At 69.6% G+C, this 26525-nt stretch carries 19 protein-coding genes; 10 read left to right on the forward strand and 9 right to left on the reverse strand.

The genetic code is table 11. The annotated features are described in order from the left end of the window. Positions 1-1543 (reverse strand): DEAD/DEAH box helicase (locus OL599_RS11335; protein WP_264713862.1); only part of this gene is annotated, 1543 nt, incomplete at its 3' end. Positions 1544-1680: 137 nt separating this feature from the next. On the opposite strand from OL599_RS11335, the gene OL599_RS11340 reads away from it, so the two are divergent. Continuing rightward, positions 1681-2418: an alpha/beta fold hydrolase gene (locus tag OL599_RS11340; protein ID WP_347403199.1), complete on the forward strand. Its 738-nt coding sequence runs from the start codon at positions 1681-1683 to the stop codon at positions 2416-2418. Positions 2419-2874: 456 nt separating this feature from the next. After that, complete coding sequence (locus OL599_RS11345) at positions 2875-4653, forward strand: glycoside hydrolase family 15 protein (RefSeq protein ID WP_283949659.1); 1779 nt, start codon at positions 2875-2877, stop codon at positions 4651-4653. 23 nt (positions 4654-4676) lie between these two features. Here OL599_RS11345 and OL599_RS11350 read toward each other — a convergent pair whose 3' ends face one another. The 6 genes from OL599_RS11350 to OL599_RS11375 all read right to left on the reverse strand — a co-directional run bounded on the left by OL599_RS11350 (position 4677) and on the right by OL599_RS11375 (position 15151). Then, the gene (locus OL599_RS11350) at positions 4677-7766 is read right to left on the reverse strand and encodes an efflux RND transporter permease subunit (RefSeq protein WP_264713863.1); all 3090 of its coding nucleotides are present in this window, start codon (positions 7764-7766) and stop codon (positions 4677-4679) included. A gap of 6 nt (positions 7767-7772) precedes the next feature. Beyond that, positions 7773-10868 carry a multidrug efflux RND transporter permease subunit gene (locus OL599_RS11355; RefSeq protein WP_264713864.1) on the reverse strand — a complete coding sequence of 1032 codons (3096 nt, stop codon included), beginning with the start codon at positions 10866-10868 and terminating at the stop codon, positions 7773-7775. Between the two features lie 10 nt (positions 10869-10878). Continuing rightward, on the reverse strand, positions 10879-12153 hold the full coding sequence (locus OL599_RS11360; RefSeq protein ID WP_264713865.1) for an efflux RND transporter periplasmic adaptor subunit: 1275 nt from the start codon (positions 12151-12153) through the stop codon (positions 10879-10881). Positions 12154-12245: 92 nt separating this feature from the next. Beyond that, positions 12246-13667 carry an efflux transporter outer membrane subunit gene (locus OL599_RS11365; protein WP_264713866.1) on the reverse strand — a complete coding sequence of 474 codons (1422 nt, stop codon included), beginning with the start codon at positions 13665-13667 and terminating at the stop codon, positions 12246-12248. A gap of 147 nt (positions 13668-13814) precedes the next feature. Next, the gene (locus OL599_RS11370) at positions 13815-14690 is read right to left on the reverse strand and encodes an HpcH/HpaI aldolase/citrate lyase family protein (RefSeq protein WP_264713867.1); all 876 of its coding nucleotides are present in this window, start codon (positions 14688-14690) and stop codon (positions 13815-13817) included. Further along, on the reverse strand, positions 14687-15151 hold the full coding sequence (locus OL599_RS11375) for a MaoC family dehydratase (protein WP_264713868.1): 465 nt from the start codon (positions 15149-15151) through the stop codon (positions 14687-14689). The genes OL599_RS11370 and OL599_RS11375 overlap by 4 nt, the downstream gene beginning before the upstream one ends. 141 nt (positions 15152-15292) lie before the next feature. Between OL599_RS11375 and OL599_RS11380 the strand changes: the two genes are divergently transcribed. The 6 genes from OL599_RS11380 (at position 15293) to OL599_RS11405 (ending at position 21165) form a co-directional block, all read left to right on the forward strand. Then, on the forward strand, positions 15293-16045 hold the full coding sequence (locus OL599_RS11380) for an ABC transporter ATP-binding protein (protein ID WP_264713869.1): 753 nt from the start codon (positions 15293-15295) through the stop codon (positions 16043-16045). 11 nt (positions 16046-16056) lie between these two features. Then, positions 16057-16749, forward strand: a complete 693-nt coding sequence (locus tag OL599_RS11385; protein WP_264713870.1) for an ABC transporter ATP-binding protein — start codon at positions 16057-16059, stop codon at positions 16747-16749. Between the two features lie 89 nt (positions 16750-16838). After that, positions 16839-18062, forward strand: coding sequence for an ABC transporter substrate-binding protein (locus tag OL599_RS11390; RefSeq protein WP_456306699.1), 1224 nt, complete (start codon positions 16839-16841; stop codon positions 18060-18062). A 35-nt stretch (positions 18063-18097) separates the two neighbouring features. Then, on the forward strand, positions 18098-19312 hold the full coding sequence (locus OL599_RS11395; protein WP_264713871.1) for an ABC transporter substrate-binding protein: 1215 nt from the start codon (positions 18098-18100) through the stop codon (positions 19310-19312). A gap of 31 nt (positions 19313-19343) precedes the next feature. Then, positions 19344-20231, forward strand: a complete 888-nt coding sequence (locus OL599_RS11400) for a branched-chain amino acid ABC transporter permease (protein WP_264713872.1) — start codon at positions 19344-19346, stop codon at positions 20229-20231. A 1-nt stretch (position 20232) separates the two neighbouring features. Continuing rightward, entirely contained in the window at positions 20233-21165 is a 933-nt protein-coding gene (locus tag OL599_RS11405) for a branched-chain amino acid ABC transporter permease (RefSeq protein ID WP_347403200.1), read from the forward strand. 36 nt (positions 21166-21201) lie between these two features. On the opposite strand, the gene OL599_RS11410 is transcribed toward OL599_RS11405, so the two are convergent. Continuing rightward, positions 21202-22143 (reverse strand): alpha/beta hydrolase, encoded by a 942-nt coding sequence (locus OL599_RS11410; RefSeq protein ID WP_264713873.1) that lies wholly within the window; start codon positions 22141-22143, stop codon positions 21202-21204. Positions 22144-22254: 111 nt separating this feature from the next. On the opposite strand from OL599_RS11410, the gene OL599_RS11415 reads away from it, so the two are divergent. Continuing rightward, positions 22255-24921: a bifunctional acetate--CoA ligase family protein/GNAT family N-acetyltransferase gene (locus tag OL599_RS11415; RefSeq protein ID WP_264713874.1), complete on the forward strand. Its 2667-nt coding sequence runs from the start codon at positions 22255-22257 to the stop codon at positions 24919-24921. 44 nt (positions 24922-24965) lie between these two features. Here OL599_RS11415 and OL599_RS11420 read toward each other — a convergent pair whose 3' ends face one another. Next, the gene (locus tag OL599_RS11420) at positions 24966-25532 is read right to left on the reverse strand and encodes an NADPH-dependent FMN reductase (protein ID WP_264713875.1); all 567 of its coding nucleotides are present in this window, start codon (positions 25530-25532) and stop codon (positions 24966-24968) included. A 69-nt stretch (positions 25533-25601) separates the two neighbouring features. Between OL599_RS11420 and OL599_RS11425 the strand changes: the two genes are divergently transcribed. Continuing rightward, complete coding sequence (locus OL599_RS11425) at positions 25602-26525, forward strand: DMT family transporter (RefSeq protein ID WP_264713876.1); 924 nt, start codon at positions 25602-25604, stop codon at positions 26523-26525.

Raw genomic sequence — 26525 nt, forward strand, 5'->3', positions numbered from 1 at the left:
GGGCGCGTTCAGGCCGGGCACGCTCGGGCCGCGCACGCTCAGGGGCTGCCTGCTCGGGGGCTGCCTGCTCGGTCGCCGCGTGTTCGAACAGCGGCACCTCGGCGGGCGCTTCCTCGGCCGCGGCCGCGCTGCGCTTCGGCGCCGCGCGCCGCGGCTCGGCCTTCTTCGGCGCAGGCTTGCCGCGGGCGCGGCCACGTCCGCGGCGGCCGTCGCTCTCGGCCCAATCGACGGGATCAAGCTCCTCGATCGTGATGCGCGGGATCTTGTGGCCGGTCAGCTTCTCGATCGCTTCCACCGCCAGCCGGTCCTCGGGCGTGGCAATCGTGAAGGCGCGGCCCTCGCGCCCGGCACGGCCGGTGCGGCCGATGCGGTGCACATAGTCCTCGGCATGGTGCGGCACGTCGAAGTTGAACACATGGCTCAACCCGCCGATATCGATGCCCCGCGCCGCGACGTCGCTGCAGCACAGCAGCCGGAGTTCGCCGGCCTTGAACTTCTCCAGCGTGGCGAAGCGCACCGACTGCGCCATGTCGCCGTGCAGCGCGCCGACGCTGAAATTGTGCTTGGCCAGCGACTTGTAGAGGATGTCCACGTCACGCTTGCGGTTGCAGAAGATCAGCGCGTTCTGCACGTCCTCGCTGCGGATCAGGCGGCGCAGCGCCTCGCGCTTGTCGTGCTCGGCCACCAGCGCCAGGCGCTCGGTGATGGTCGTCGCCACCGATGCGGGCTTGGAGACGGTGATCTCCTTCGGATTCTGCAGGAACGCATCGGCCAGCTTGCGGATCTCCGGCGCCATGGTGGCGCTGAAGAACAGCGTCTGCCGGTTGGCCGGCAGCAGCGACACGATCTTCTCGACATCGGGGATGAACCCCATGTCCAGCATGCGGTCGGCCTCGTCGATCACCAGCACGCGAGTGTCGGTCAGCAGGATGCTGCCGCGCTCGAACATGTCCATCAGTCGGCCGGGGGTGGCGATCAGCACGTCCACGCCGCGCATCAGCACGTCCTTCTGATCGGACATGCTCTCGCCGCCGATGATCAGCGCGTGCGTCAGCTTCAGGTACTTGCCGTATTCGACGAAGTTCTCGGCGACTTGCAGCGCCAGTTCGCGCGTCGGCTCCAGGATCAGGCTGCGCGGCATGCGGGCGCGTGCACGGCTGCCGGACAGGATGTCCAGCATCGGCAGCGTGAAGCCGGCGGTCTTGCCGGTGCCGGTCTGCGCGCAGCCCAGCACGTCACGGCCGGCGAGCACCGCGGGAATGGCCATCTGCTGGATGGGCGTGGGCGAGCGGTAGCCCTTCTCGGCCACGGCACGCAGGATGGGCTCGGACAGGCCCAGCTCCTCGAAGCCAGGCGCGGCCGGCTCCGCCGGCGCCTCCGCTTCGGGCGCCTCGGCTTCGTTCGGGACGTCTTGGGGATGTTCTTCGGGGCGAGCATCCGGCGCGTCTTCGCGGATATGCGCCCCCGTGACAGGAACAGCATCGGGCGACGGCCCCGTGGCGTCGGGCTCCGCGTGTGCGGGCAGGTCCGCCGGGGCGGTCATGGGTTCGGTCAACGGAATGGTCTCGGTCAAATTGCCTGTGCTTCCATGGCAGCACCGATGGCCGGTGCGCCGCAGCTAGCGCGCGGGTCGCGCACCTGTGCTGCGGCATATCTGGAAACGGCGGCCGAAAGTCAAGCTTGGCAGCGCCGCGAGGTGCCATTAACTCCGATTGTATGCCCGAATCCGTTCTGTTCCTGCCTGGTTTGCTGTGCGACACCCGTCTGTGGCGCGACCAGATCGCTGCACTCTCCGACATTGCCCATGCAACCGTCGCGGACCTGACCCGCGACGACAGCGTCGACGACATGGCACGGCATGCGTTGCAAGGGATGCCAGATCGTTTCGCTTTATGCGGCCTTTCGATGGGCGGCTACGTGGCGCTCGCGCTGATGCGCCTGGCGCCCGATCGCGTCACCCGGTTGTGCCTGATGGACACCAGCGCCAGGCCCGACAGCGAGGAACAGGCGCGGCGCCGGCGCGGGCTGATCGCGATGACGCGCGCGCACCGCTTCCGCGGCGTGACGCCGCGCCTGCTGCCCATGCTGATCCATCCTGCCCGCCAGACGGACACGGCATTGACGCAGGAGGTGATGGACATGGCCGAGCGGGTCGGCCGTGACGCCTTCCTGCGCCAGCAGAATGCCATTCTGCATCGCCCGGACAGCCGCCCGCATCTTCCGGCCATCAACGTGCCCACGCGTGTCGCGGTCGGCAGCGACGATCAATTGACGCCGCCGGATCATGCACGGGAGATCGCCGCCGGCATTCCCGGCGCCATCCTGCACGTCGTCAGCAACAGCGGACATCTGCCGCCGATGGAGCGGCCGGATGAAGTTTCGGAAATTCTCCGCGATTGGCTGGCCGAAGCCTTATAATGCGTGAAGTCCGTCGCATTCTCCGATGAGAGTCTCAGCGATGATCAGTTCCAGGACTACCTGCTTGCGCGTCCTCGCCGCCGTTGCGGTGGTCGGTGCTTTGGCCCTGCCCACTGCGGCACAGGCGTGGCGTGGCGGGTGCTGCGGCGGCGGGTGGGGTGGCGGCTGGCATGGCGGCTTTCGTGGCGGTGTATTCGTGGGGATCGCGCCACCCCCGATCTTCTTTGGCCCGCCGGTTTTCTTCGCCCCACCCCCCGTCGTCTTCGCCCAGCCCCCGGTCTTCCTCACCCCGCCGGCCTTTGCGGCCCCGCCGGCCTTCGCGCCCAGCGGTCGCTCCTGCGTCGCTGGCGCCTTTGTCTGCCCGCTCGACAATCCGGGTCCGCCCGGCGCCACCTGTTCGTGCCCGACCAATAATGGGCGTGCCTTCGGCCAGATTCGCTGACCGGCCCGAATATCTTGACCGACGACGACCACCCGCCACCGATCGGGGATTACGCGCTGATCGGAGACGGCACCACGGCGGCGCTGGTCGGCCGGGATGGTGCCATCGACTGGCTATGCTGGCCGCGCTTTGACAGCCCTGCCTGCTTCGCCGCCCTGCTGGGCACCCCCGGGCATGGCCGATGGCGCATCGCCCCCGCCGATGCGCACCCGCGCATCCATCGCCGCTACCGCGACGGCACCCTGGTGCTGGAGACGCTGTTCGCCACTCCGGACGGGGAGGTGGCGCTGGTGGACTTCATGCCGCCTGGCCTGGGCTCGTCCAGCGTGATCCGCCTGGTGCAGGGCCGCCGGGGGCGAATTCCCATGCGCATGCACCTCCTGCCGCGCTTCGACTACGGCGCGGTCACGCCCTGGATCACCCCGCTGCCCGACGGCTCCGGCCTGCGCGCCATCGCCGGCCCCGACATGGCCGTGCTGCGCACGACGCTGCCCCTCGACCAGCGCGACGGCGCCACCACGGCCGCGTTCACCATATCCGCCGGCGAGACCGCCACGTTCGTGCTGACCTACGCCGCAAGCCACCTGCGGCCGCCCGTTGCCGTCGATCCCGCGGCGGCACTCACCGCCACCGAGGTGTTCTGGTCCGGCTGGTCCACCCGCTGCACCTATCATGGCTGCTATCGCGACGCGGTGCTGCGCTCCCTCGTCACGCTGAAGGCGCTCACCCATGCGCCCACCGGCGGCATCGTTGCCGCGCCCACGACCTCGCTGCCGGAGCAGCCCGGCGGCAGCCGCAACTGGGACTACCGTTATTGCTGGCTGCGCGATGCGTCGCTGACGCTGCAGGCGCTCCTGCACGCCGGCTACACCGAGGAAGCGCGCGCCTGGATCGGCTGGCTGCAGCGCAGCGTCGCCGGACGGCCGGACCAGCTTCGCATCCTCTACGGCCTGGCCGGGGAACGGCGCGTTCCCGAATGGGAAGCCGACTGGCTGCCCGGCTACCAGGGGGCACGTCCGGTGCGCATCGGCAACGGCGCTGCCGGCCAGTTGCAACTCGACGTGTTCGGCGAGGTGTCGGACACGCTGCATCTTGCCCGCACCAGCTTTCTGGGTGGTGACCCGCACGCCTGGGATCTGCAGCGCCAGCTGGTCGAGCATCTGGAAACCGTCTGGCACCTGCCGGACGAAGGCATCTGGGAGGTGCGCGGCGGCCGCCGGCATTTCACCTTCTCGAAAATCATGGCCTGGGTCGCGCTCGACCGCGCCATCGCCAGTGCCGAGACCTTCGCGCTCCCTGCACCGCTGGACCGTTGGCGCGCTCTGCGCACGCGCATCCACGACACTGTCTGCGCCGAGGGTTTCGACCGCACGCTGAACAGCTTCACCCAGAGTTTCGGCACCAGGGACCTCGACGCCAGCCTGCTGCTGATCCCGCAGCTCGGCTTCCTGCCGGCCGGCGATCCGCGTGTGGCCGGCACGATCGCTGCCATCGAGCGCACCCTGCTGACCGACGGGCTGGTGCGCCGCTACGACACCAACACCGGCCAGGACGGCCTGCCCCCCGGCGAAGGCGCGTTCCTTGCCTGCAGTTTCTGGCTTGCCGAGGCCATGGCAAGGCAGGGCCGCATGGACGAAGCTCGCACCCTGTTCGAACGCCTGCTCGCACTCTGCAACGATGTCGGCCTGCTCGCCGAGGAATACGACCCCGCCACCAGAACCCAGCTCGGCAATTTTCCCCAGGCCCTCACCCATGCCGCCCTGATCCGGGCCGCGCTGGTGCTGGGCACGTAAGGCGGCGCGTCGGCCCGCCTTCCTTATTCCGCCGCCGCCAGCGCCGCGCGGCGCGGGCGGCGTTGCAGGGCGAGGTAGACGATAGGGGTGGTGTAGAGGGTCAGGGCCTGGGAGACGATCAGGCCGCCGACGATGGCGATGCCCAGGGGGCGGCGCAGCTCGGCGCCGGTGCCGAAGGCCAGGGCCAGCGGCAAGGCGCCGAGCAGGGCCGCCAGCGTGGTCATGATGATCGGGCGGAAGCGTTCCAGGCAGGCGGCGTGGATGGCCTCCTGCGGCGAGCGGTTGTGCTGGCGTTCCTCTTCGAGGGCGAAGTCCACCAGCATGATCGCGTTCTTCTTCACGATGCCCATCAGCAGCAGGATGCCGATGATGGCCATGATCGACAGGTCGGTGCCGGTGACGAGCAGCGCCAGCAGCGCGCCCAGCCCGGCGGAGGGCAGGGTGGAGATGATCGTCAGCGGCTGTGTCAGGCTCTCGTAGAGCACGCCGAGCACGATGTAGATCGCGAGCAGGGCGGCGGCGATCAGCAGCGGTTGCGAGCTGAGGCTGTCGGTCAGGAAGCGGGCGTTGCCGGCGAACTGGGTGCGGATGGTCTCCGGCATGTGCAGGTCATTGGCGGCCTGCTGCACGGCGGCGAGCGCATCACCCATGGCCACGCCGGGGGTGACGTTGAAGGTGATCGTGGCGGCGGGGTACTGGCCCTGGTGGCGAACCGCCAGCGGCGCGATGCCGCGCTCCACGGAGACGACGCTGCCCAGCGGAATCTGCTGCCCGTTGCTGGCGCCGACGAAGATGCGGTTGAGCATGACCGGGTCGGTCTGCAGCGCCGGGTCGGCTTCCAGCACGACGCGATACTGGTTGCGCTGGGCGTAGATGATCGAGATCTGGCGCTGCGCGAAGGCATTGTTCAGCGCGTTGTCGATGGCTGACACCGAGACGCCCAGGCGGGATGCTGCCACACGGTCGATCACCACATTGGCCTGCGGGCCGGCGCGATCCTGGTCGCTGCTGACATCGGCGACGAGCGGCACCGCGCGCAGCCGGTCCACCAGGCGCTGCGTCCAGTCGCGCAGCTCCGTCAGATCCTGGTCGATCAGCACGAACTGGTTGGATCCGCCGGAACGCCCGCCGCCGCGCAGGTCCTGGGCCGAGAACAGGAAGACCTGCAGCCCGCCCACGCGGGCGAGCTGCGGGCGCAGGCGGGCGATGACCTGCTCCGACGACACGCCGCGTTCGGGCAGCGGCTTGAGGCTGACGGTGAGCTGGCCGCGGTTCAGCGACGACCAGCCGGAGGTGACGCCGATCACCGAGCCGACGCCGGCGACGGCGGGGTCCTTCAGGATGATCTCGACGGCGGCGCGCTGCCGCTCACCCATGGCGGTGAACGAGATCGACGGGTCGGCCAGCGTCCCGCCCTGGATCAATCCGATATCCTGCGTCGGAAAGAAGCCCTTGGGGACGATGGTGTAGAGCCAGACCGTCAGCCCCACCGTGGCGATGGTGGAGAGCAGCATCAACACGCGGTGCCGCAGCGCCCAGTCCAGGGTGCCGGCGTAGAGCCGCAAGGTGGCCTTGAAGGCGCGGTCCACGCCGGCGTCGATGCGCGTCCACAGCGTCCGCTTGCGGGGTGGCGCGTCGGCCCGCATGAGGCGCCCGCACAGCATCGGCGTCAGCGTCAGCGACACCAAGGCGGACACGGCGATGGCCAGCGTCAGCGTCACCGCGAATTCATGGAACAGCCGGCCGAGGATGCCGCCCATGAAGATGATGGGGATGAAGACGGCGACGAGCGAGATGCTGATCGACATCACCGTGAAGCCGATCTGCCGAGCGCCGTCGAACGCCGCCTGCAGCGGCCGCTTGCCCTGCTCCATGTGGCGGACGATGTTCTCGATCATCACGATGGCGTCGTCGACGACGAAGCCGACCGAGATGGTCAGTGCCATCAGCGAGAAATTGTCGAGCGAGAAGCCGTACAGCCACATCGCCGCCAGCGTGCCGGCGATGGACAGCGGCACGGTCACGCCGGCGGCGACGGTGGGCACGGCCCGGCGCATGAACAGCAGCACCACCAGCAGCACCAGCGCCACCGAGATCAGCAGCGTGTACTGCACGTCGTCGACGCTGGCGCGGATGGTGCTGGTCCGGTCCGACAGGATGGTGAGCTTCACGTCCGGCGGCATCCACGACCGCAGCAGCGGCAGCACCGCCTTCACGTTGTCCACCGTCGCGATCACGTTCGCGCCGGCGGATTTCGTCACCGTCAGCAGAATCGCCGGCTGGTTGCCGAACCAGGCGGCGAGGCGAACGTTGGCCACGCCGTCGACCACGCTGGCGACGTCGGACAGGCGCACCACGGCGCCGTTCGCGGTCTTCAGCACCAGCGGCGCGTATTGCGCGGCGCGCGACATCTGGCCGTTCAGCCCGATCGTCTCCGCGCGCTCGGGCCCCTGGAAGCCGCCGGTGGCGCCGTAGACGTTGGACTGGCGGATGGCGGTGTAGACGTCCTGGGTGGACAGCCCGGCCGCGGCCAGCGCGGCCGGGTCCAGCCGCACCCGCACGGCCGGCTTCTCGGCGCCGTTCACCGTCACCTGCGACACGCCTTCGACCTGCGACAGCCGCTGCGCCAGGATGCTGTCGGCGGCGTCGTAGACCTGCGCCATCGACAGCGTGTCGGAGGTCAGCGCGATCGTCATGATCGGCGCTTCGGCCGGGTTGAACTTGCGGAAATACGGCCGCGTCGGCAGGTCCGCCGGCAGGTCGGCCGTGGCCGCGTTGATGGCAGCCTGCACGTCGTGCGCGGCGCCGTCGATGCTGCGGTTGATGTCGAACTGCACGACGATGCTGGTCGAGCCGACGGAGCTGGTCGAGGTGATCTCGGTCACCCCGGCGATCTCGCCCAGCCGGCGCTCCAGCGGGGCTGCGATCGAGGCGGCCATCGTCTCGGGGTCGGCCCCCGGGCGCGCCGCGAACACCACGATGGTGGGGATGTCCACGCTGGGCAGCGGTGCCACCGGCAGGAAGCGATAGGCGACGGCGCCGGCCAGCAGCAGCCCGAGGGAGAGCAGCACGGTGGCGACGGGGCGGCGGATGAAGGCGGCCGAGAACCCCATGGCGGGCTACTCCGCCGGGGCCGCGCCGGCGGCCGGGCCCGCGACGCGCAGCCGCAGCCGCTCCAGCGCCAGATAGATGGCGGGCGTGGTGTAAAGGGTCAGCAACTGGCTCAGCAGCAGGCCGCCGACGATCGTGACACCCAGCGGGAACCGCAGCTCCGAGCCGGTGCCGCGTTCGATCACCAGCGGCAGCGCGCCCAGCAGCGCGGCCATGGTGGTCATCATGATCGGCCGGAAACGCAGCAGGCAGGCTTCCTCGATCGCCGCTTCGGGCGAGATCATGCGGGTGCGCTCCGCCTCGATCGCGAAGTCGATCATCATGATCGCGTTCTTCTTCACGATGCCCATCAGCAGCACCACGCCCACCAGCGCCACCAGCGACAGGTCCGAGCCGACGAGCATCAGCGCCAGCAGCGCGCCGATGCCGGCCGAGGGCAGGGTGGACAGGATGGTCAGCGGATGGATCGTGCTTTCGTACAGCACGCCCAGCACGATGTAGATCACCACCACCGCCGCCAGGATCAGCCACGGCTCGCTGGCCAGCGACCGCTGGAACTCCGCGGCATCGCCGGAATAGCTGCCGGAGATCGTCGCCGGCAGGCTGATCTCGTGTTCCGCCGCGGCCACGGCCTCGACGGCCTGGCTCAGCGATGCTCCCTGCGCCAGGTTGAAGCTGATGGTGACCGAGGGAAACTGCGCCTCATGCGTGATCGCCAGCGGCGCGGTCACGCGCTCGATCGTGGCGATGGCCGTCAGCGGCACCTGGGCGCCGCCGTTACCGGGCATATGCAGTTGCAGCAGCGAGGACGGGTCGGCCTGCCAGGACGGGTCGGCCTCCAGCACCACGCGATACTGGTTGGCCTGGGTGAAGATGGTGGAGATCTGGCGCTGGCCGAAGCTGTCGTACAGGATGTCCTGCACCTCCTGCATGGTCACGCCCAACCGCATGGCGGCGTCGCGATCGACCCGGATGAAGGTGCGGAAGCCGTTGTTCTGCTGGTCGCTGGTCACGTCGCGCAGGATCGGCATGGCCTTCAGCCGGTCCAGCAGCCGCGGCGCCCAGGTGTTGAGCTCCTGCGCATCGGTGTCGATGAGCGTGTACTGGAACTGGGTGCGGCTGACGCGGGTGCCGATCTGGATGTCCTGCACCGGCTGCATGAACACCGACAGGCCGGGGATGCCGGCCAGGCGCGCGGTCAGCCGCGTGGCGATGGCGTCGGCCGACTCGCTGCGCTCCCGGCGCGGCTTCAGCGTGATGGTGAGGCGGCCGGTGTTCGGGGTGGCGTTGATCGAGCCCGCGCCGACGAACGACACCACGCTCGTCACCGCCGGATCCTGGCGGATCAGCTCGGCCGCCTGGTCCTGCAACGCGCTCATGCGCGGGATGGAGACGCTCTGCTCAGCTTCGGTCACGGCCACGATCACGCCGGTGTCCTGCAGCGGCAGGAAGCCCTTGGGCACGATCACGTACAGGAACACCGTGCCGGCCAGTGTGCCGGCCGCCACCAGCAGCACGAAACGCTGGTGGCGCAACGACCAGAACAGGGTGCGCCGGTAGAAGCGCAGCATTGCCTGGAACCCGGCCTCGCCGGCGCGCGCGATCCAGCCTGGCCGCGCTTCGCTGGCCGGCTTCAGCAGCCGCCCGCACATCATCGGCGTCAGCGTCAGCGACACCACGGCCGAGACGATGACGGACACCGACAACACCACCGCGAACTCGCTGAACAGCCGCCCGACCACGCCGGTCATGAACAGCAGCGGGATGAACACCGCGATCAGCGACACCGTCAGCGACACGATGGTGAAGCCGATCTGGGCCGCGCCCTTGTAGGCGGCCTCCAGCGGCTTCATCCCGTCCTCGATGTAGCGCACGACGTTCTCGATCATCACGATCGCGTCGTCGACCACGAAGCCGGTCGCGACAGTCAGGGCCATCAGCGACAGGTTGTCGAGCCCGTAGCCGCACAGCGCCATCACGCCGAACGTGCCGACCAGCGACAGCGGCAACGCCACGGCCGGGATCACGGTGGCGCGCCAGCTGCGCAGGAACACGTAGATCACCAGCACGACGAGGAAGATGGACAGGATCAGCGTCGCCTGCACGTCGTTCACACTGGCGCGGATGGTCTCGGTGCGGTCGTTCACGATCACCATGTTGATGGCGGCCGGCATGGCGCGGCGCAGGTTCGGCAGCTCGCGCTTGATGCGGTCCACCGTCTGCACGATGTTGGCGCCGGGCTGGCGCTGCACGTCGATGACGACGGCCGGCTGGCCCTGGTAGCGCGCGCCGGTGCGGTCGTTCTCCACGCCGCCCACCACGCTGCCGACATCGGACATGCGCACCGGGGCGCCGTTGCGATAGGCGATCAGCAGGCTGCGGTAGGCATCGGGGCTCAGCAGCTGGTCGTTCGCCCCCAGCGCCACCGCCTGGCGCGGCCCGTCGAAGCCGCCCTTGGCGCCGTTCACGTTGGCGGCGGCCACGGCGCTGCGCACATCCTCCATCGACAGGCCGTAGGCGGCCAGCCGCGCGGGATCGACGCGCACCCGCACCGCCGGGCGCATGTTGCCCTGCACCGTCACCTTGCCCACGCCGTCGATCTCGCTGAGCTTCGGCTGCAGCAGCGTGTCCGCGGCGTCGCTGACCCGGTCGAGCGTGATGTTGTCGGACATCAGCGCCAGCGTGATGATCGGCGCGTCCGCCGGGTTCACCTTCGAGTAGACCGGCGGATAGGGCAGGCTGGACGGCAGCGTCCCCGCAGCGGCGTTGATCGCCGCCTGCACGTCCTGCGAGGCGCTGTCGATGTTGCGGTTCAGCGAGAACTGCAGGGTGATCTGGCTGGTGCCCTCCGAACTGGTGGAGGTCATCGTCGTCAGGCCCTGGATCTGCCCGAACTGGCGTTCCAGCGAGGCGGTGATCAGGTTCGCGACCGTGTCCGGGTTGGCGCCCGGCAGTTGCGTCGTCACCTGGATGGTCGGGAAATCCACCTGCGGCAGGGCCGAGACCGGCAGCGCCCGATAGCCCAGCGCGCCGGCCAGCAGCACCGCGATCGCCAGCAGCGAGGTGGCGATGGGCCGCGCGATGAAGGGGGCGGAAATGTTCACGCCCGGCCCCTCAGGTGTTGCCGCGGTTGCGTTGCCCGCGGGCCACCGGCGCAGGGCTGCTCGCGGGCACCGGTGCCTGTGCGCCCGGTGCCTGTACGCCCGGTGCCTGGGCGCCCGGCGCCGCTGCAGCCGATGGCGGCGTGGCTGTCGGCGACGGCAGCACGTTCACCTTGGCGTTGTCGGTCAGCCGGGCCGCGCCGTCCACGACCACCTTGTCGCCGGGGGTGACGCCCTCGGTGATCACCGCGGCCACCTGATCCTCATGGCTCACCGTCACCGGGCGGCGCGTCACCGTGTCGTCGGCGTTGAGCAGGTAGACATACGGCCCGCGCGGCCCGCGCTGCACCGCCACCGGCGGCACCACCACCGCGCCGTGCCGCGTCTCCACGCGCAGCCGCACCGTCACAAAGGCGCCGGGCCACAGCACCAGCCGTTCGTTGGGGAAGCTCGCCTTCAGCTTGATGGTGCCGGTGGCGGGGTCCACCACGTTGTCCAGCACCGTCAGCGTGCCGCGGTCCAGCACCGGGCGCGCGGTGCTGGCGCCGCTGGCCTGCGGCAGGGCCAGCACCTCCGGCGTGCCCGCGGCCATCGCCGCGGCAACCGCCGGCAGGCTCTGCTGCGGCAGGGTGAACACCACGGAGATCGGCTTCAGCGTCGTGATCACCGTCAGCGGGACGGCGTCGCTCGCGTGGACGATGTTGCCGGCGTCGATCTGGCGGATGCCCACCCGCCCGTCCACCGGGGCGGTGATGGTGGTGTAGCTGACCTGCGTGCGGGCGTTGTCGATCTGCGCCTGGTCCTGCGCCACCTGCGCTTCCAGCTGCGCCACCAGCGCCCGCTGCGTGTCCGCCTGCTGCGCCGAGGTGTAGGCGGTGGCCGCCAGCTTCTGGTACCGCCCGAGGTCGATGCGGGCATTCGCGAGATTCGCCTCGTCCTGCCGCTTCTTGGCCGCGGCCTGGTCCAGTGCCGCCTGGAACGGGCGCGGATCGATGCGCGCCAGCACGTCGCCCACCTTCACGTCCTGGCCTTCGCGGAAGTTCACCTCCACCAGCGGCCCGTCCACCATGGGCTTGATGGTGACCATGGCGGAGGCCTGCACCGTGCCCAGCCCGTCCAGGTAGATCGGCACATCCTTCTGCTCGGCGGCGGCCACCAGCACGGGAATGGCGTCTGGCCCGCGCCGGCCGCGCGCCTGCTGCGCCGAGGGATCGCGCAGCGCGAACCACCAGTATCCGCCGCCGGCGGCGATCAGCAGGCAGACCAGAAGCAACAGAATCCGACGCATAAGCAGGCCTATCCCCGAACAGCGGCGATCATATGACGCCGTGGCGATCACATGACCCAGTCATATGACGCCGTGGCGACCATATGACCCGGTCATATGACGCCGTGATAGATGGTGCTGGCCGGCGGAACTACATCGGATCTCGACCAACCGCCGCCCAGCGCCTTGTAAAGGCTCAGCAATGCCTGAAAGCGGCTCAGCCGGACCTGGGCCAGCGTGTCCAGGTCGGTGAACAGGGTGGTCTGCGCCTGCAGGGCGGTGACGATGTCTATGGTGCCCGCCAGCAACTGGGCGCGGGCGATGTCCGCCGCCTGCTGCGCGGTGGCGACTGCAACGCGCTCCAGCGCCTCCTGCTCCGTGGCAAGCCGGTAGGCCGCTACCGCGTTGTCGACATCGGTGAAACCCTGCACCACGGCCTTGCGGTAGGCGGCCAGCAACTCGTCGTAGTGACCCTTTGCCAGCTCGAACTGGCCCTGCTTGAGCCCGTTGTCGAAGATCGTCTGGGTGGCGCTGGCCGCCGCCGAGGCGAAGAACGACCCGGGTCCGAACAACGAGTTCAACCCCAGGCTCAACCAGCCGGCGGACCCGGTCAGCGTGACCTGTGGAAAGAAATCTGCCCGCGCCACCTTGATGTTGGCGTTCGCCGCGACCAGCGCCGCTTCCGCTGCCGCGATGTCCGGCCGGCGCGCCAGCAGGTCCGATGGCAGGCCCGCCGCCACCTCCGGCAGCGCCAGCGTGTTCAGCGTGCCCGGGCGCAGCGTGATTGCCTCGGGCGGGCGGCCGGTGAGGATGCCCAGGCCGTTCATCTGCTGCGCCAGCTGGCTCTGCAGGCCCGGGATCTGGGCGCGGAGGCCGGCCACCAGCGCGGCCTGCTGGGACACGTCCAGCAGGTTCGCCGTGCCGACCTGCTGGCGGGCGGTGATGGCGCCCAGGACCTGCTCCGCATCGGCGAGGTTGCGGCGGGCGATGTCGATGCGGTCCTGCAGTGCCAGCGCCTGGAACCAGGTGGAGGCGACGGAGGTGACGGCGGTCAGCACCACCGTCTGCTGGTCGTACCGGCTGAACAGGGCGGAGGCTTCGGCGGATTCCTGGGTGGCCCGCAGCCGGCCCCAGAAGTCGAGTTCATAGCTGATGCTGGGCGCGAGGCTGACGCTGCGCGCCTCCACATAGCCCGACCGCCCGCCGGCGCGCTGGAAGCTGCGGGCCCAGCTGTCTTTCCCGGTCGCATCCACCGCGGGCAGCAGCGGGCTGCCGGAGATGCGCACCTGCGCGTCCGCCTGCTGCACGCGGGCAACGGCCGCCTTGATGTCGAAATTGCCCCGCAGCGTCTCGGCGACCAGCCCGTTCAGGTCCGGCGAGGCGAAGCCGCGCCACCATTCCTCCGACGGCCACGCCAGCGGCGTCTGCGCCTGCGCGGGCATCTCCTTGTATGCCGCCGGCACCTCCAGAGCCGGGCTCTTGTAGTCCGGCCCGAGCGAGCAGCCCCCCAGCAGCAGCGCGAATGTCAGCGTCATTGCCAGGGGGCAGGTGCGGTGCTGCATCATGTCGTTCAAACACGGCGCCGGCTCCCAGGCGGGACACCGGCGCCATCGCAATCCTTCCGTTACGGCGCTTATAGCCAGCCGGACGTTACCTGTTGATGACGGCTGCATTGCGGCACGTCATTCTCCGGATGCCGCCAGGATGCGCTGCGCCAGTTTCAGGTGCGGCCGGTCGATCATCTTTCCGTCCAGCGCGAACACGCCGGCATCGGGGTTGGCGGCAAAGGCGTCGCGCACCGTCCGGGCCCAGGCGACCCGGTGCGGATCGGGGGTGAAGGCCGTGTTCACCGGCGCGATCTGATCGGGGTGGATGCACAGCTTTCCTGCGAACCCGTCCGCCGCCGCGGCCGCGGCCTCGCGGGCGAGGCCCGCGGCATCGCGCGGATCGGGCCAGGGCGTATCCAGCGCCGGCAGCCCCGCGGCGCCGGCCGCGATCAGCACGGCCGCGCGCGCATGCGCGACCGGCGCCGGATAGGCGAAGTCCGGCCGGCGCGGGGCGATGCCCAGATCGGCCGACAGGTCTTCCGCGCCGAAGCAGAAGGCCAGCACCCGCCGCGCCGCCCCCGCCATGCCCGCGAGTCCCAGCACCGAGGCGGCGGTTTCGGTGACGATCGGCAGCACCCCGATCGACCCGACCGCCTGGCCGGAGGCGACTTCGAGCACTTCCAGATGGTGGTCCAGGGCCAGCAGGTCGTCGGCGCCGCTGCATTTCGGCAACATCACCGCCTGCGGCCGCCCGGGCACCACGGCGGCGAGGTCGGCCAGGTACCACGGCGTGCCGCGCGGGTTGACGCGCACGATCACGCCGGGCCGGGTCACTGCCGGCAGCAATGCGGCCGTCGCCGCGCGCGCGGCGTCCTTGGACGGTGGCGCCACCGAATCCTCGAGGTCGAGGATCACCGCGTCGGCGACCGAGGCCAGCGCCTTCTGCGCCTTGCGCTCGGAATCGCCGGGCGCGAACAGCGGGCTGCGCAGCCGCATCTCCGGCCGGCTCATGCGGTGCCGCCTTCCGGCCGGCGTCGCATCAGCGCCTGCCGGTCGCAGGTCGCGACCAGCGTGCCCTTCTGGTTGAAGGCCTGGTGGCGGAACGTCACGATGCCCGCATCCGGCCGCGATTTGCTGGCCCGCGCGGCCACCACGGTGGTGCGCACGCTGATCGTGTCGCCGGCGAACACCGGGGCCGGGAAGGCCGTGTCGGTCATGCCCAGATTGGCCACCGTGGTGCCCATCGTCAGATTGTGGACGGACATGCCGATCATCAGCCCCAGGGTGAAGATCGAATTCACCAGCGGCTTGCCGAATTCGGTCGTTGCCGCGAACTCGGCGTCGAGGTGCAGCTTCTGCACGTTCATGGTCAGGCTGCAGAACAGCACATTGTCCGCCTCGGTGACCGTCCGGGTCCATTCGGCGTCGATCACCATGCCCTCGGCGAGGTCCTCGAACCACAGGCCGGCCATTGGTCAGACCATTTCCGGCCGGTCGAAAGCGCTCTGTTGCATCGTCTTGCTCCTTGGTTCGACTTGAAACAATCTTGCGCGGACCCGCACGATATGCAAATCAGCATAGACGGTTAAGACAAACCAAGGGAGACGTCCGGGGTGTCCGACACCATCCTGGCCACCAATGGGCTCACACGCGAGTTCCGGGGCTTCGTCGCCGTCAACGGTGTCGACCTGGCCGTGCGCGCGGGAACGATCCATGCGCTGATCGGCCCCAACGGGGCCGGCAAGACCACCTGCTTCAACCTGCTCACCAAGTTCCTGCAGCCGACGCGCGGAACCATCCGGTTCAAGGGGCACGACATCACCGGCCTGAAGGCGGCGCAGGTGGCGCGGCTGGGGCTGATCCGCAGCTTCCAGATCTCCGCGGTGTTCGCGCATCTGACGGCGCTGGAGAATGTGCGCGTGGCGTTGCAACGCGCCCGCGGCGGCAGCTTCGACTTCTGGCGTTCCGATGAGGTGTTGCACATCTATGACGACCGCGCCCGCGAGCTGCTGGCGGATGTCGGGCTCACCGAATACGTCGACACCCCCGCCGCGCAACTGTCATATGGCCGCAAGCGCGCGCTGGAAATCGCCACCACGCTGGCGCTCGATCCCGAGATGATGCTGCTGGACGAACCCACCGCCGGCATGACGCATGAAGACGTGGACCGCATCGTCGGGCTGATCGGGCGGGTGCGTCAGGGACGGACGATCCTGATGGTCGAGCACAACCTCTCGGTGGTGGAAGGGTTGTGCGACACCATCACCGTGCTGGCCCGCGGCCAGGTGCTGGCCGAAGGCGACTACGCCGCCGTCTCGAAGAATCCTGACGTGATCGCCGCCTATCTGGGGACATCCGATGCCTGACGTAAGCGCGCATGCTTGAAGTCCGGGGGCTGAATTCCTGGTACGGCGAAAGCCACATCCTGCATGGCGTCGATTTCGACGTGCAGGAAGGCGAGGTGGTGACATTGTTGGGCCGCAACGGCGCCGGCAAGACCACCACGATGAAGAGCATCATGGGCCTGGTGCCGCGCCGCCAGGGCAGCATCAGGTTCAAGGGGCAGGAGACGTTGTCCCTGCGGCCGGACGAGATCGCCAGGACGGGCATCGCGTTCTGCCCGGAGGAGCGGGGCATCTTCGCCTCGCTCAATGTGACCGAGAACCTGATGCTGCCGCGCACGGTGGCGCCGGGCGGGCTCGACCTGCCCACGATCTACACGCTGTTCCCCAACCTGAAGGAGCGCGCGAGCAGCCAGGGCACCAAGCTGTCGGGCGGCGAGCAGCAGATGCTGGCCATCGCCCGCATCCTGCGCACCGGCGCCAAGCTGCTGCTGCTGGACGAGCCGACCGAGGGCCTCGCCCCGGTGATCGTGCAGCAGATCGGCCGCACCATCCGCGAGATCAAGCAGCGTGGCTTCACCGTGCTGCTGGTCGAGCAGAATTTCCGCTTCGCCGCCACCGTCGCCGACCGCCACTACGTCGTGGAACATGGCCGCGTGATCGACATGATTCCGAACGCACAGCTTGAGGCGAGCATGGGCAAGCTGCACGGCTATCTGGGCGTCTGACCGCCTGGGCTACCGGCCGCGGCAACCGCGGCCGGACGACCGACGACACAACAAGGCCGGCGCAGACCGGCCGCCAACCGGGAGACTGCATGATGCGCCTTTCGCGCCGTTCGCTGCTGGGTACCGCCGCCGTTGCCGCCACAGTTCCGGCGATGCGCGCCGGCGCGCAGACGCCCACGCTGAAGCTGGGCGTGCTGACCGACCTGTCCGGCCCCTACCAGGATATCGGGGGTCCGTTGGCGATCGCCGCCGCCCAGCAGGCGATCGAGGATTTCGGCGCCGCGGGCAAGGGGATGAAGGTCGAGGTCGTCTCCGCCGACCACCAGAACAAGCCGGATATCGGCGCCAACGTAGCCCGCCAGTGGTTCGACCGCGACGGCGTGGATATCATCCTGGAAGTGGCGAACTCCGGTGTGGCCCTGGCCGTCGCCGGCGTCGCCAAGGAGAAGAACAAGGTCTACATCAACTCCGGCGCCGCCACCTCCGACCTCACCGGCGCGCAGTGCAATGCCAATACCATCCATTTCGTCTATGATACCTACATGCTCGCCAGATCCACTGGCGGAGCGCTGGTGAAAGCGGGCGGCGACACCTGGTTCTTCATCACCGCCGACTACGCCTTCGGCCATGCGCTGACCCGCGACGTGACCACCTTCGTCGAGCAGGCCGGCGGCAAGGTTCTGGGCGGCGTGCGCACGCCGTTCCCGGGCACCACCGATTTCTCCTCGTTCCTGCTGCAGGCGCAGAGCAGCGGCGCCAAGGTGATCGGCCTGGCCAATGCCGGGGCCGACACCATCAACACGATCAAGCAGGCGAAGGAGTTCGGCATCAAGCAGAAGCTCGGCGGCCTGCTGGTGTTCCTCAGCGACGTGCACGCCATGGGGCTGGACATCTGCCAGGGCCTGGTGCTGACCGAGAGCTTCTATTGGGACTTCAACGACAGGACGCGCGCCTTCGCCGAGCGGATCAAGCCGAAAGCGCCGAGCAAGCGCCCGACCATGGTGCACGCCGGCACCTATGCCAGCGCGCTGCATTACCTGAAGGTTGCGCACGACATGGGTGTGGCCCAGGCGAAGGCCGACGGCGCGGCCACGGTTGCTCGCCTGAAGGCGATGCCCACTGATGACGACTGCTTCGGCAAAGGCGTCATCCGCGCCGATGGTCGCAAGATCCATCCGAGCTACCTGTTCGAGGTGAAGAAGCCGGGCGAGAGCAAGTATCCCTGGGACTACTACAAGCTGCTCGCGACCACTCCGGCCGAGGAGGCTTTCCGTCCGCTGAACGCCGGCGGATGTCCGCTGGCCAAGGCGTAGATCTGAACACAACCAAGACATACGGAGAAAGCGACATGGAGATTTCCCGCCGTGCTTTGCTGGGTACTGCCGCAGCGGTCGCCACCGTCCCGGTGGCGCGCCGTGCGCGCGCCCAGGCCAACACGATCAAGATCGGCGTCCTGAACGACCAGTCCGGGCCGTATCGCGACACCGGCGGCCCCACCTCGGTGATCTGCGCGAAGCAGGCTGTCGAGGAGTTCCAGTCGAAGGGCTTCAATGTCGAGGTGATTGCCGCCGACCATCAGAACAAGCCCGATCTCGGCGCCTCGATCGCCCGCGAGTGGTACGACCGCGAAGGCGTGGACCTCATCATCGACGTGCCGACCTCCTCGGTCGCGCTGGCCATTGCCGGCGTGTCGAAGGAGAAGAACAAGGTCCACATCAACGTGGGCGCTGCCACCTCCGACCTCACCGGCAAGTCGTGCTCGCCGACGCTCGTCCACTACTGCTACGACACCTACATGCTGGCGAAGTCCACCGGCGGCGCCACCGTGAAGGCGGGCGGCGACAGCTGGTACTTCATCACCGCCGACTACGCGTTCGGCCAGCAACTGCAGAAGGACACCACCGCCTTCGTCACCGCAGCCGGCGGCAAGGTGCTGGGCAGCTCGCCCTATCCGTTCCCGGGCACTACCGACTTCTCCTCGTTCCTGCTGCAGGCGCAGTCTTCCGGCGCCAAGGTGCTGGGCCTGTGCAACGCCGGCGGCGACACCGTGAACAGCATCAAGCAGGCCAAGGAATTCGGCATCAAGATGCGGCTGGCGGCGATGCTGATGTTCGTCACCGACGTCAATGCACTGGGGCTGGACGCGGCACAGGGCCTGGTGCTGACGGAAAGCTTCTACTGGGACCTGAACGACCGCACCCGCGCCTTCACCAACCGGGTGAAGGCGAAGACGCCGAACAACTGGCCGAACATGATCCACGCCGGCAACTATTCGGGCACCTTGCACTTCCTCAAGGCCGTGGCCGACATGGGCGTGGCCGAGGCAAAGAAGAGCGGCGCCGCCATCGTCGAGCGCATGAAGAAGATGCCGGTCGACGATGACTGCTTCCAGGGCAGCATCCGCGTGGATGGCCGGGGCATGTTCCCCAGTTACTTGTTCGAGGTGAAGAAGCCGTCCGAGAGCAAAGGGAAGTGGGACTACTTCAAGACCCTCGTCACCACCCCGGCCGACCAGGCCTGGCGCCCGCTGAACGAGGGCGGCTGCTACTTCGTCACCGCCTGATCCTCAGCTTCCACGCGCGCCGGCGGCCCCCATGTTCATGATCCTCGGCTATCCCGCCCCGCTGATGTTCGGCCAGCTGCTGCTGGGCCTGATCAACGGGGCGTTCTACGCGCTGCTCTCGCTTGGCCTTGCCGTGATCTTCGGCATGCTGAACATCGTGAACTTCGCACACGGCGCGTTGTTCATGCTCGGCGCGTTCGTGGCATGGGGGCTGCTGGAATATCTCGGCATCGGCTACTGGGTGGCACTGTTCCTCGCCCCCCTGATCGTCGGCGTCTTCGGCGTGCTGACGGAGAAGCTCCTCATCCGCCACCTCTACAAGCTCGACCACCTCTACGGCCTGCTTCTCACCTTCGGGCTGGCGCTGATCATCGAGGGGCTGGCACGCAACCAGTACGGCAGTTCCGGCATGCCGTACCGCATTCCCGCCGCGCTGCAGGGCGCCACCGATCTCGGCTTCATGTTCCTGCCGAACTACCGCGGCTGGGTGGTGCTCGCGGCCGCGGTGATGTGCCTCATCACCTGGCTGGTGATCGAGAAGACCTCTGTCGGCGCCACCCTGCGCGCAGCCACCGAGAACGCGCCGCTGGTCCAGGCCTTCGGCGTGAACGTGCCGCGGCTGATCACGCTGACCTATGCCGGCGGCGTGGCGCTGGCCGCCTTCGCCGGGGTGCTGGCGGCGCCGATCTACTCGGTGAACCCGAACATGGGGGCGAACTTCATCATCGTGGTGTTCGCCGTGGTGGTGATCGGCGGCATGGGCTCGATCCTGGGCTCGATCGTCACCGGCTTCGGCCTGGGCATCATCGAAGGGCTCACCAAGGTGTTCTACCCGCAGGCCTCCGCCACGGTGATCTTCCTGGTGATGGTCATCGTGCTGCTGGCGCGACCGGCCGGCCTGTTCGGAAAGGCGGCCTGAGATGATGGGATTCTCGCGCGGACAGGCCGTCGCCTTCCTGCTGATGACCGCGCTCGTCGTGGTCGCGCCGTTCGTCCTCTACCCCGTATTCCTGATGAAGGTGCTGTGCTTCGCGCTGTTCGCCTGCGCCTTCAACCTGCTGGTCGGCTATGTCGGGCTGCTGAGCTTCGGCCACGCCGCCTATTTCGGCATGGGCAGCTACGTCGCCGGCTATGCCGCCAAGGTCTGGGGCTTCACGCCGGAGCTCGCCATCCTCGCCGGCACCCTCACCGGCACCGGGCTGGGGGTCGTGTTCGGCTGGCTGGCGATCCGCCGGCAGGGCATCTATTTCGCCATGATCACGCTGGCGCTGGCGCAGATGAATTACTTCTTCTGCGTACAGGCGCCGTTCACCGGCGGCGAGGACGGCATCCAGCAGATCCCGCGCGGCCGCCTGTTCGGCGTCATCTCGCTGCAGAACGACATGGCCATCTATGCCGTCGTGGCCGTGGTGTTCCTGTTCGGCTTCCTGCTGATCCGCCGCATCGTGCATTCGCCGTTCGGCCAGGTGCTGAAGGCGATCCGCGAGAACGAGCCGCGCGCCATCTCGCTCGGCTACCGCACCGACGACTACAAGCTGGTCGCCTTCATCCTCTCCACCGCCATCGCCGGCGCCGCCGGCGCCACGAAGGCCCTGGTGTTCGGCATCGCCACGCTGACGGACGTGCATTTCGCCATGTCCGGCGAGGTCGTGCTGATGACGCTGCTGGGCGGCCTCGGCACCATCTTCGGTCCGGTCATGGGCGCGTTCGTGGTGACGGCCATGGAGAACTACCTGGCCCAGTTCGGCGCCTGGGTCACGGTGACCCAGGGCGTGATCTTCGTCGCCTGCGTGCTGGCGTTCCGGCGCGGCATCATCGGCGAACTCGGCGCCAAGCTGCGGCTGGCGCTGTAGCCGGAGGGGGGCCGGGCGTCCCTGGCCCTCCTTCCCCTACCGCATCACCCCTCGCAGCCACGCGGACGCATCGGCGACGGCGTCGCGCGCCTTCGCGACCGCCTGCGTCAGCCGCACGAAGCCGTGCAGCACGCCCGGATAGGTCTGCAGCGTCACGTCCACGCCGGCCGCGCGCATCTTCTCCGCCATCCGCTCGCCGTCCGAGCGCAGCACGTCCAGCTCGGCGAGCTGGATCAGGGTCGGCGGCAGCCCCGTCGGGTCCGCGCGCAGCGGTGCGGCCAGCGGGTTCATCCGGTCCACGGGATCGCGCACATACAGGTCCCAATAGGCTTGCATGGACGCGGTGGTCAGCCCGTGGCCCTCGGCGAATTCCACATAGCTGGGCGACTCGAAATCCGCGTCGGTGACGGGATAGGGGGTCAGGATGCCCCGCAGCGCCGGCCCACCGGTGTCGCGCAGCCGCAGGGCGGTGGTCAGCGCCAGGTTGCCGCCGGCGGAATCTCCGCCCAGCACGATGCGGCTGGCATCCAGGCCCCACTCCATCCCCGCCAACGCGCTCACCACCTCGGCGCATTCCAGCACCGCCTGCGGGAAGCGGGCTTCCGGCGCCAGCGCGTAATCGACGCTCACGCTCGCCACATCCGCCGCGGCGGCGTATTCGCGCACCAGCCGGTCGTGCGTGTCGATCGACTGGAACACCCAGCCGCCGCCATGGAACCACACCAGCACCGGCAGCCTGGCATCGGTGCGCGGGCGGTGTACCCGGCACTGCACCCGGCGGCCGCGCGCCAGCACCCAGTGCTCGGTGGTTTCGGCCATCGCCGGACCGCCCTGGCCCCACATCATCGCGAGCCGCTCGTTGATCGCCCGGCTCGGCCCGAACGGCTCGGTCATCAGCACCGGCGGCAGCCTGGCCGCGGCGTCGTCCATGGCCTGGCGGGCCGCCCGCATTTCCGGGTCCCATCGGTCGTGGCGCATGCATCCCCCCATTTGAAGTGACATTCCGGCATACTGGCCTCCCATGACGCTTCGGGGAACACGCTTGCCCCGGAGCCGCGCGTTTCGTGTATGCTGCATTGCACAATGACCATGATATCCCGCCCGGGCTCCGGCCGGTTCCGGCCCGAGGCCCTGTTTCGCCCCAGCTCCATCGCCGTGATCGGCGCGGATACGGCCGACGGCGTCCAGGTGATGGGCAACCTGCTGGCGGGTGGCTTCGGCGGCGCCATCCTGCCGGTCGGCCCGGGGTTGTCGGCGGTCTCCGGCGTGCTGGCCTATCCCGACATCGCCTCGTTGCCCGTGGTGCCGGATCTGGCGGTGGTCTGCTCCCCCGCCGAGCAGGTTCCCGCGGCCTTCGCGGAGCTTGGCCGGCGCGGGACCCATGCCGCGGTCGTCACCGGCATGGCCGGCGGCCTGCGCGCGCTCGCGAGCAGCAGCGGCGTGCGGTCCCTGGGCCCGGGCTCGTTCGGCATCTCCGTCCCGTCGCTGGGGCTGAACGCCACCCGTTCGCATCTGCTCGCCCGTCCCGGCCGGATCGCGCTGGTCTCGCAATCGGCCGCCCTGTGCCGGGCGGTGCTGGACTGGGCCGAGCCGAACGGCGTCGGCTTCAGCCATATCGTCGGCATCGGCGGCAACGACGATATCGGCTTCAGCCTGGTCCTGGACTGGCTCAGCCGCGATCCCGGCACCGGCGCCATCCTGCTCGACATCCGCCGCATCAAGGACCGCCGCATGTTCCTCTCCGCGGCCCGCGCGGCGGCACGGCTGCGCCCGATGGTGGCGATCCGCGCCGGCGGCCGGCTGCTGGACCCCAGCGGCGACGCCGACGCCACCTTCGTCGCCGCCCTGCGCCGCTGCGGCGTGCTGAGCGTGTCGACGCTGGAAGACCTACTGGCCGCGGCCGAAACCCTCACCCGCGCGCGCCCGGCCCGCGGCGAGGCGCTCGCCATCGTCACCAACGCCATCGGCCCCGCCCAGCTGGCCGCCGACACGGCGCTGCGCGACGGCCTGCACCTGGCGCAACTGACCCCGGAGACCAAAGGGGTCATCGGCCTCGCCCTGCCGAACGCCTTCGGGCCGCGTTCCGATCGGGCCGGCACAGTGCCCCAGCCGACAGTGGGCGACATCGTCTATGTCGGCCCGGATAACCCGATCCGCCTGGCCGAGGCCGCGTCCCTGCTGGCCGGTGCCGAGGAGGTCGGCGGCGTGCTGATCGTCCACGCCCCCACGGGCGAGGCCGATGCTGCCGGCATGCAGGCCATCGCCGCGGCGTCCGGCGCCATCAAGGTCCCGTTGCTGGTGTGCGCCATGGGCGAGACCACCGGGGCCGCGCATCGCCGCCAGCTCGCCGAAGCCGGCGTGCCCGCGTTCTCGGCGCCTGAGCAGTCCGTGCGGGGCTTCCTGCATCTGGTGCAGAACCGCCGCAACCGCGCCGCCGCCCGCGAGCTGCCGCCCAGCACGGTGCTCACTTTGGCGCCCGACCGCGCGCAGGTGCAGCATTTGTTCCGCCGCGCCCGCGGCCGCGCCGCCGCCAAGGGCCACGCCGCGCTGGCCCAGGACGAGGCGATGGCGGTGCTGGCCGCCTACGGCGTGCCGACGGCGCCGGCGCGCGTCGCCATGAACGCAGCGGACGCGGCCGTCGCGGCGGCGTTGCTGGGCTTTCCGGTGGTGCTGAAGCGTCGCCGCACGGACCGTCTTGAACCCGGCGCGCGCAGCGGTCTCGCGCTGGACCTGCGCGACGCCGATCAGGTCCGTGCCGCCGCCCACATGCTGGAGCGGCGGTCCGGTCCGGACGGCGCGCCGCCTGGCTTCCTGGTGCAGCGCCAGGTCGGCCGGGCCCGCGAGCTGCTGGTGCGCGTGCGCGAGGACGCGGTCTTCGGCCCCACCATCGCCTTCGGCCAGGGCGGCACCGCCGCCGACATCCTGTACGACGTCGCCGTCGACCTGCCGCCGCTGAACCTCACGCTTGCCCGCGCCCTGATCTCGCGCACCCGCGTCGCCGCCACGCTGGGTCCGCTGCCCGACCAGCCCGCCGCGAATGCGGATATGGTCGCCGACACGCTGGTGCGGGTCAGTCAGCTCATGGTCGATTTCCCGGAGATCGCCGAGCTCGACGTCAATCCCCTGTTCGCCGATGCCGATGGCGTGCTGGTGGCCGACGCCTGGATCCGCCTGCGCCCGCCGGGCGAGGCCGGGCGGCTGGCCATCTCGCCGTATCCCGCCGAGCTCGCCGGCGCCTTCGTCGCCAACGGCCAGACCCTTGTCATCCGCCCGATCCGCCCCGAGGACGCGACCGCGCATGTCGCCTTGTTCCAGCGCCTGTCGCCCGAGGACATCCGCTACCGCTTCTTCTCCGCCATGCGCGAGCTGTCGGCGGAGCAGATCACCCGCCTGACCCAGGTGGACTACGAGCGGGAGATGGCGTTCGTCGCGGTGCGCGAAAGCGCCGGCGAGACGGTCGGCGTCGCCCGCCTGGTCTGCGAACCCGGCACCGGCGAAGGCGAATTCGCGGTTGTGGTGCAGCCGGACATGAAGGGGCGTGGTCTCGCCCGCCACCTGATGCAGCGGCTGATCGCGTGGGGCCGTTCCCAGGGGCTCACCGCCATCGTCGGCCACGTGCTGGCCGACAACCAGCCGATGCTGGGCTTCGTGCGCCGCCTCGGCTTCACCCTCCGCCGGCTGCCGGCGGAGGGTGACATATTCGAGGCCCGGCTGCCGCTGAGCAGGGAGGCGGCGACCCCGGGCACCGCGGCGTAGCCGGGTCGCGGCCCGCCGGCGATCCCTGGCCGGCCTGTCGTTCCCTACGCCCCCGCCGCCAGGCGCCGGGTCCAGTCGCGCAGGCCGGTGATCAGCTGGCCGATGAGGCCGCGGGCCGTGTCGTCGGTCAGGTTGCCGTCCTTGTCGAATTTCTGGCTGGCGTTGGCGACGAAGATCTCCGGCCGGTTCAGCACGTGCATGTTCAGCCCCGTGGCGATCTGGCGGAAATGGTACTGGGCGCGGGCGGTCCCCAGCCCGCCGCCGGTGCCCAGCAGCGCCACCGGCTTGCCGGCCCAGGCGCTCTGGCCGGAGGGGCGGGAGCCCCAGTCCAGCACGTTCTTCAGCACGCCCGGCAGCGAGTAGTTGTATTCCGGCACCGCGAAGAGCAGCGCGTCCGCCTTGCCGATGCGTGCCTTCAGGCGCGCGGCCGGGGCCGGGTAGGCGGCGGCCTCGACGTCGCCGTTGTAGAGCGGGATGTCGCTGTAGTCGCAGATCTCGATGGCGACGTCGTCGGGTGCCATGGCCTGGGCCGTGCGCAGCAGCGCGGTGTTGAACGAGCCCCGGCGCAGGCTGCCGGAGATGGCGAGGATATCGAGCTTCGAGTCGGTCATTCCAGGTGCATTCCCGTTCTTGCCGCCGGAAGGCTAGGACGGCACGCGGGAGCCGCCTAGTGTGGGAGCATGGAGACGCCCGCAATCGCCGCCCCGGCGCACATCGTTGCCAGCGCCGCGCGGCGGCGCGCGATCCTGTGCGTGCTCGGCGCGTCCGCCTGCTTCGCGGTGGCGGCCGCCTTCGTGAAGGCGGTGGCGGGCGCGTTTCCGACCTTCGAGATCGTGGCCTTCCGCAGCGGGCTCGCGACACTGGCGACGCTGCCGCTGCTATGGCGGATCGGCGGCCTGCGCGCCCTGCGCACCCGCCGGCCCTGGAGCCATGTCTGGCGCATGATCTGGGGGTTCACCGGCATGGCGACCTCGTTCTACGGCTACGCGACGCTGCCGCTGGCCACCAACACCGCGCTCGGCTTCGCCATGCCGCTGGTGCTGACGGTCCTGTCCGTGCCCTTGCTGGGCGAGCGGGTGGGCTGGCGCCGATACACCGCGGTGCTGGTCGGACTCGTGGGCGTGCTGGTCGTGGTGCGGCCCTGGGGCGGCGCGGCAGACGCGCTGCCGCTGGTGCCGGCGGCGGTGGTGCTGTTCGGCGTGGTGGCGTGGGCGCTGGCGATGATCAGCATCCGCAAGATGGGCGAAGCCGGCGAGAGCAACGTCGTGATCGTGCTGTGGTTTTCCATCGGCAGCACGGTGATGGCGGCGGTGCTGACGGTGCCGGTGTGGGTGACGCCCGATCCCCTGCAGCTGGCCGCGCTGTGCGCGGTCGGCGTCATCTCCGCGCTGGCGCAGATGCTGATGACCGAGGGCTACCGCGCCGGCGAGACCACGCTGGTGGCCCCGTTCGAGTATGGCGCGATCATCTACACGACGACGCTGGGCCTGGTGATCTGGGGCGAGGTGCCTGACGGCTGGAGCCTTCTGGGCATCGCCATCATCATCGGCTCCGGCCTGTATATCTGGCGGCGCGAGGCGGTGCTGGGCGTGCGCCGGAGTTGA

Source organism: Limobrevibacterium gyesilva, from assembly GCF_025989185.1.
GTDB lineage: Bacteria > Pseudomonadota > Alphaproteobacteria > Acetobacterales > Acetobacteraceae > Limobrevibacterium > Limobrevibacterium gyesilva.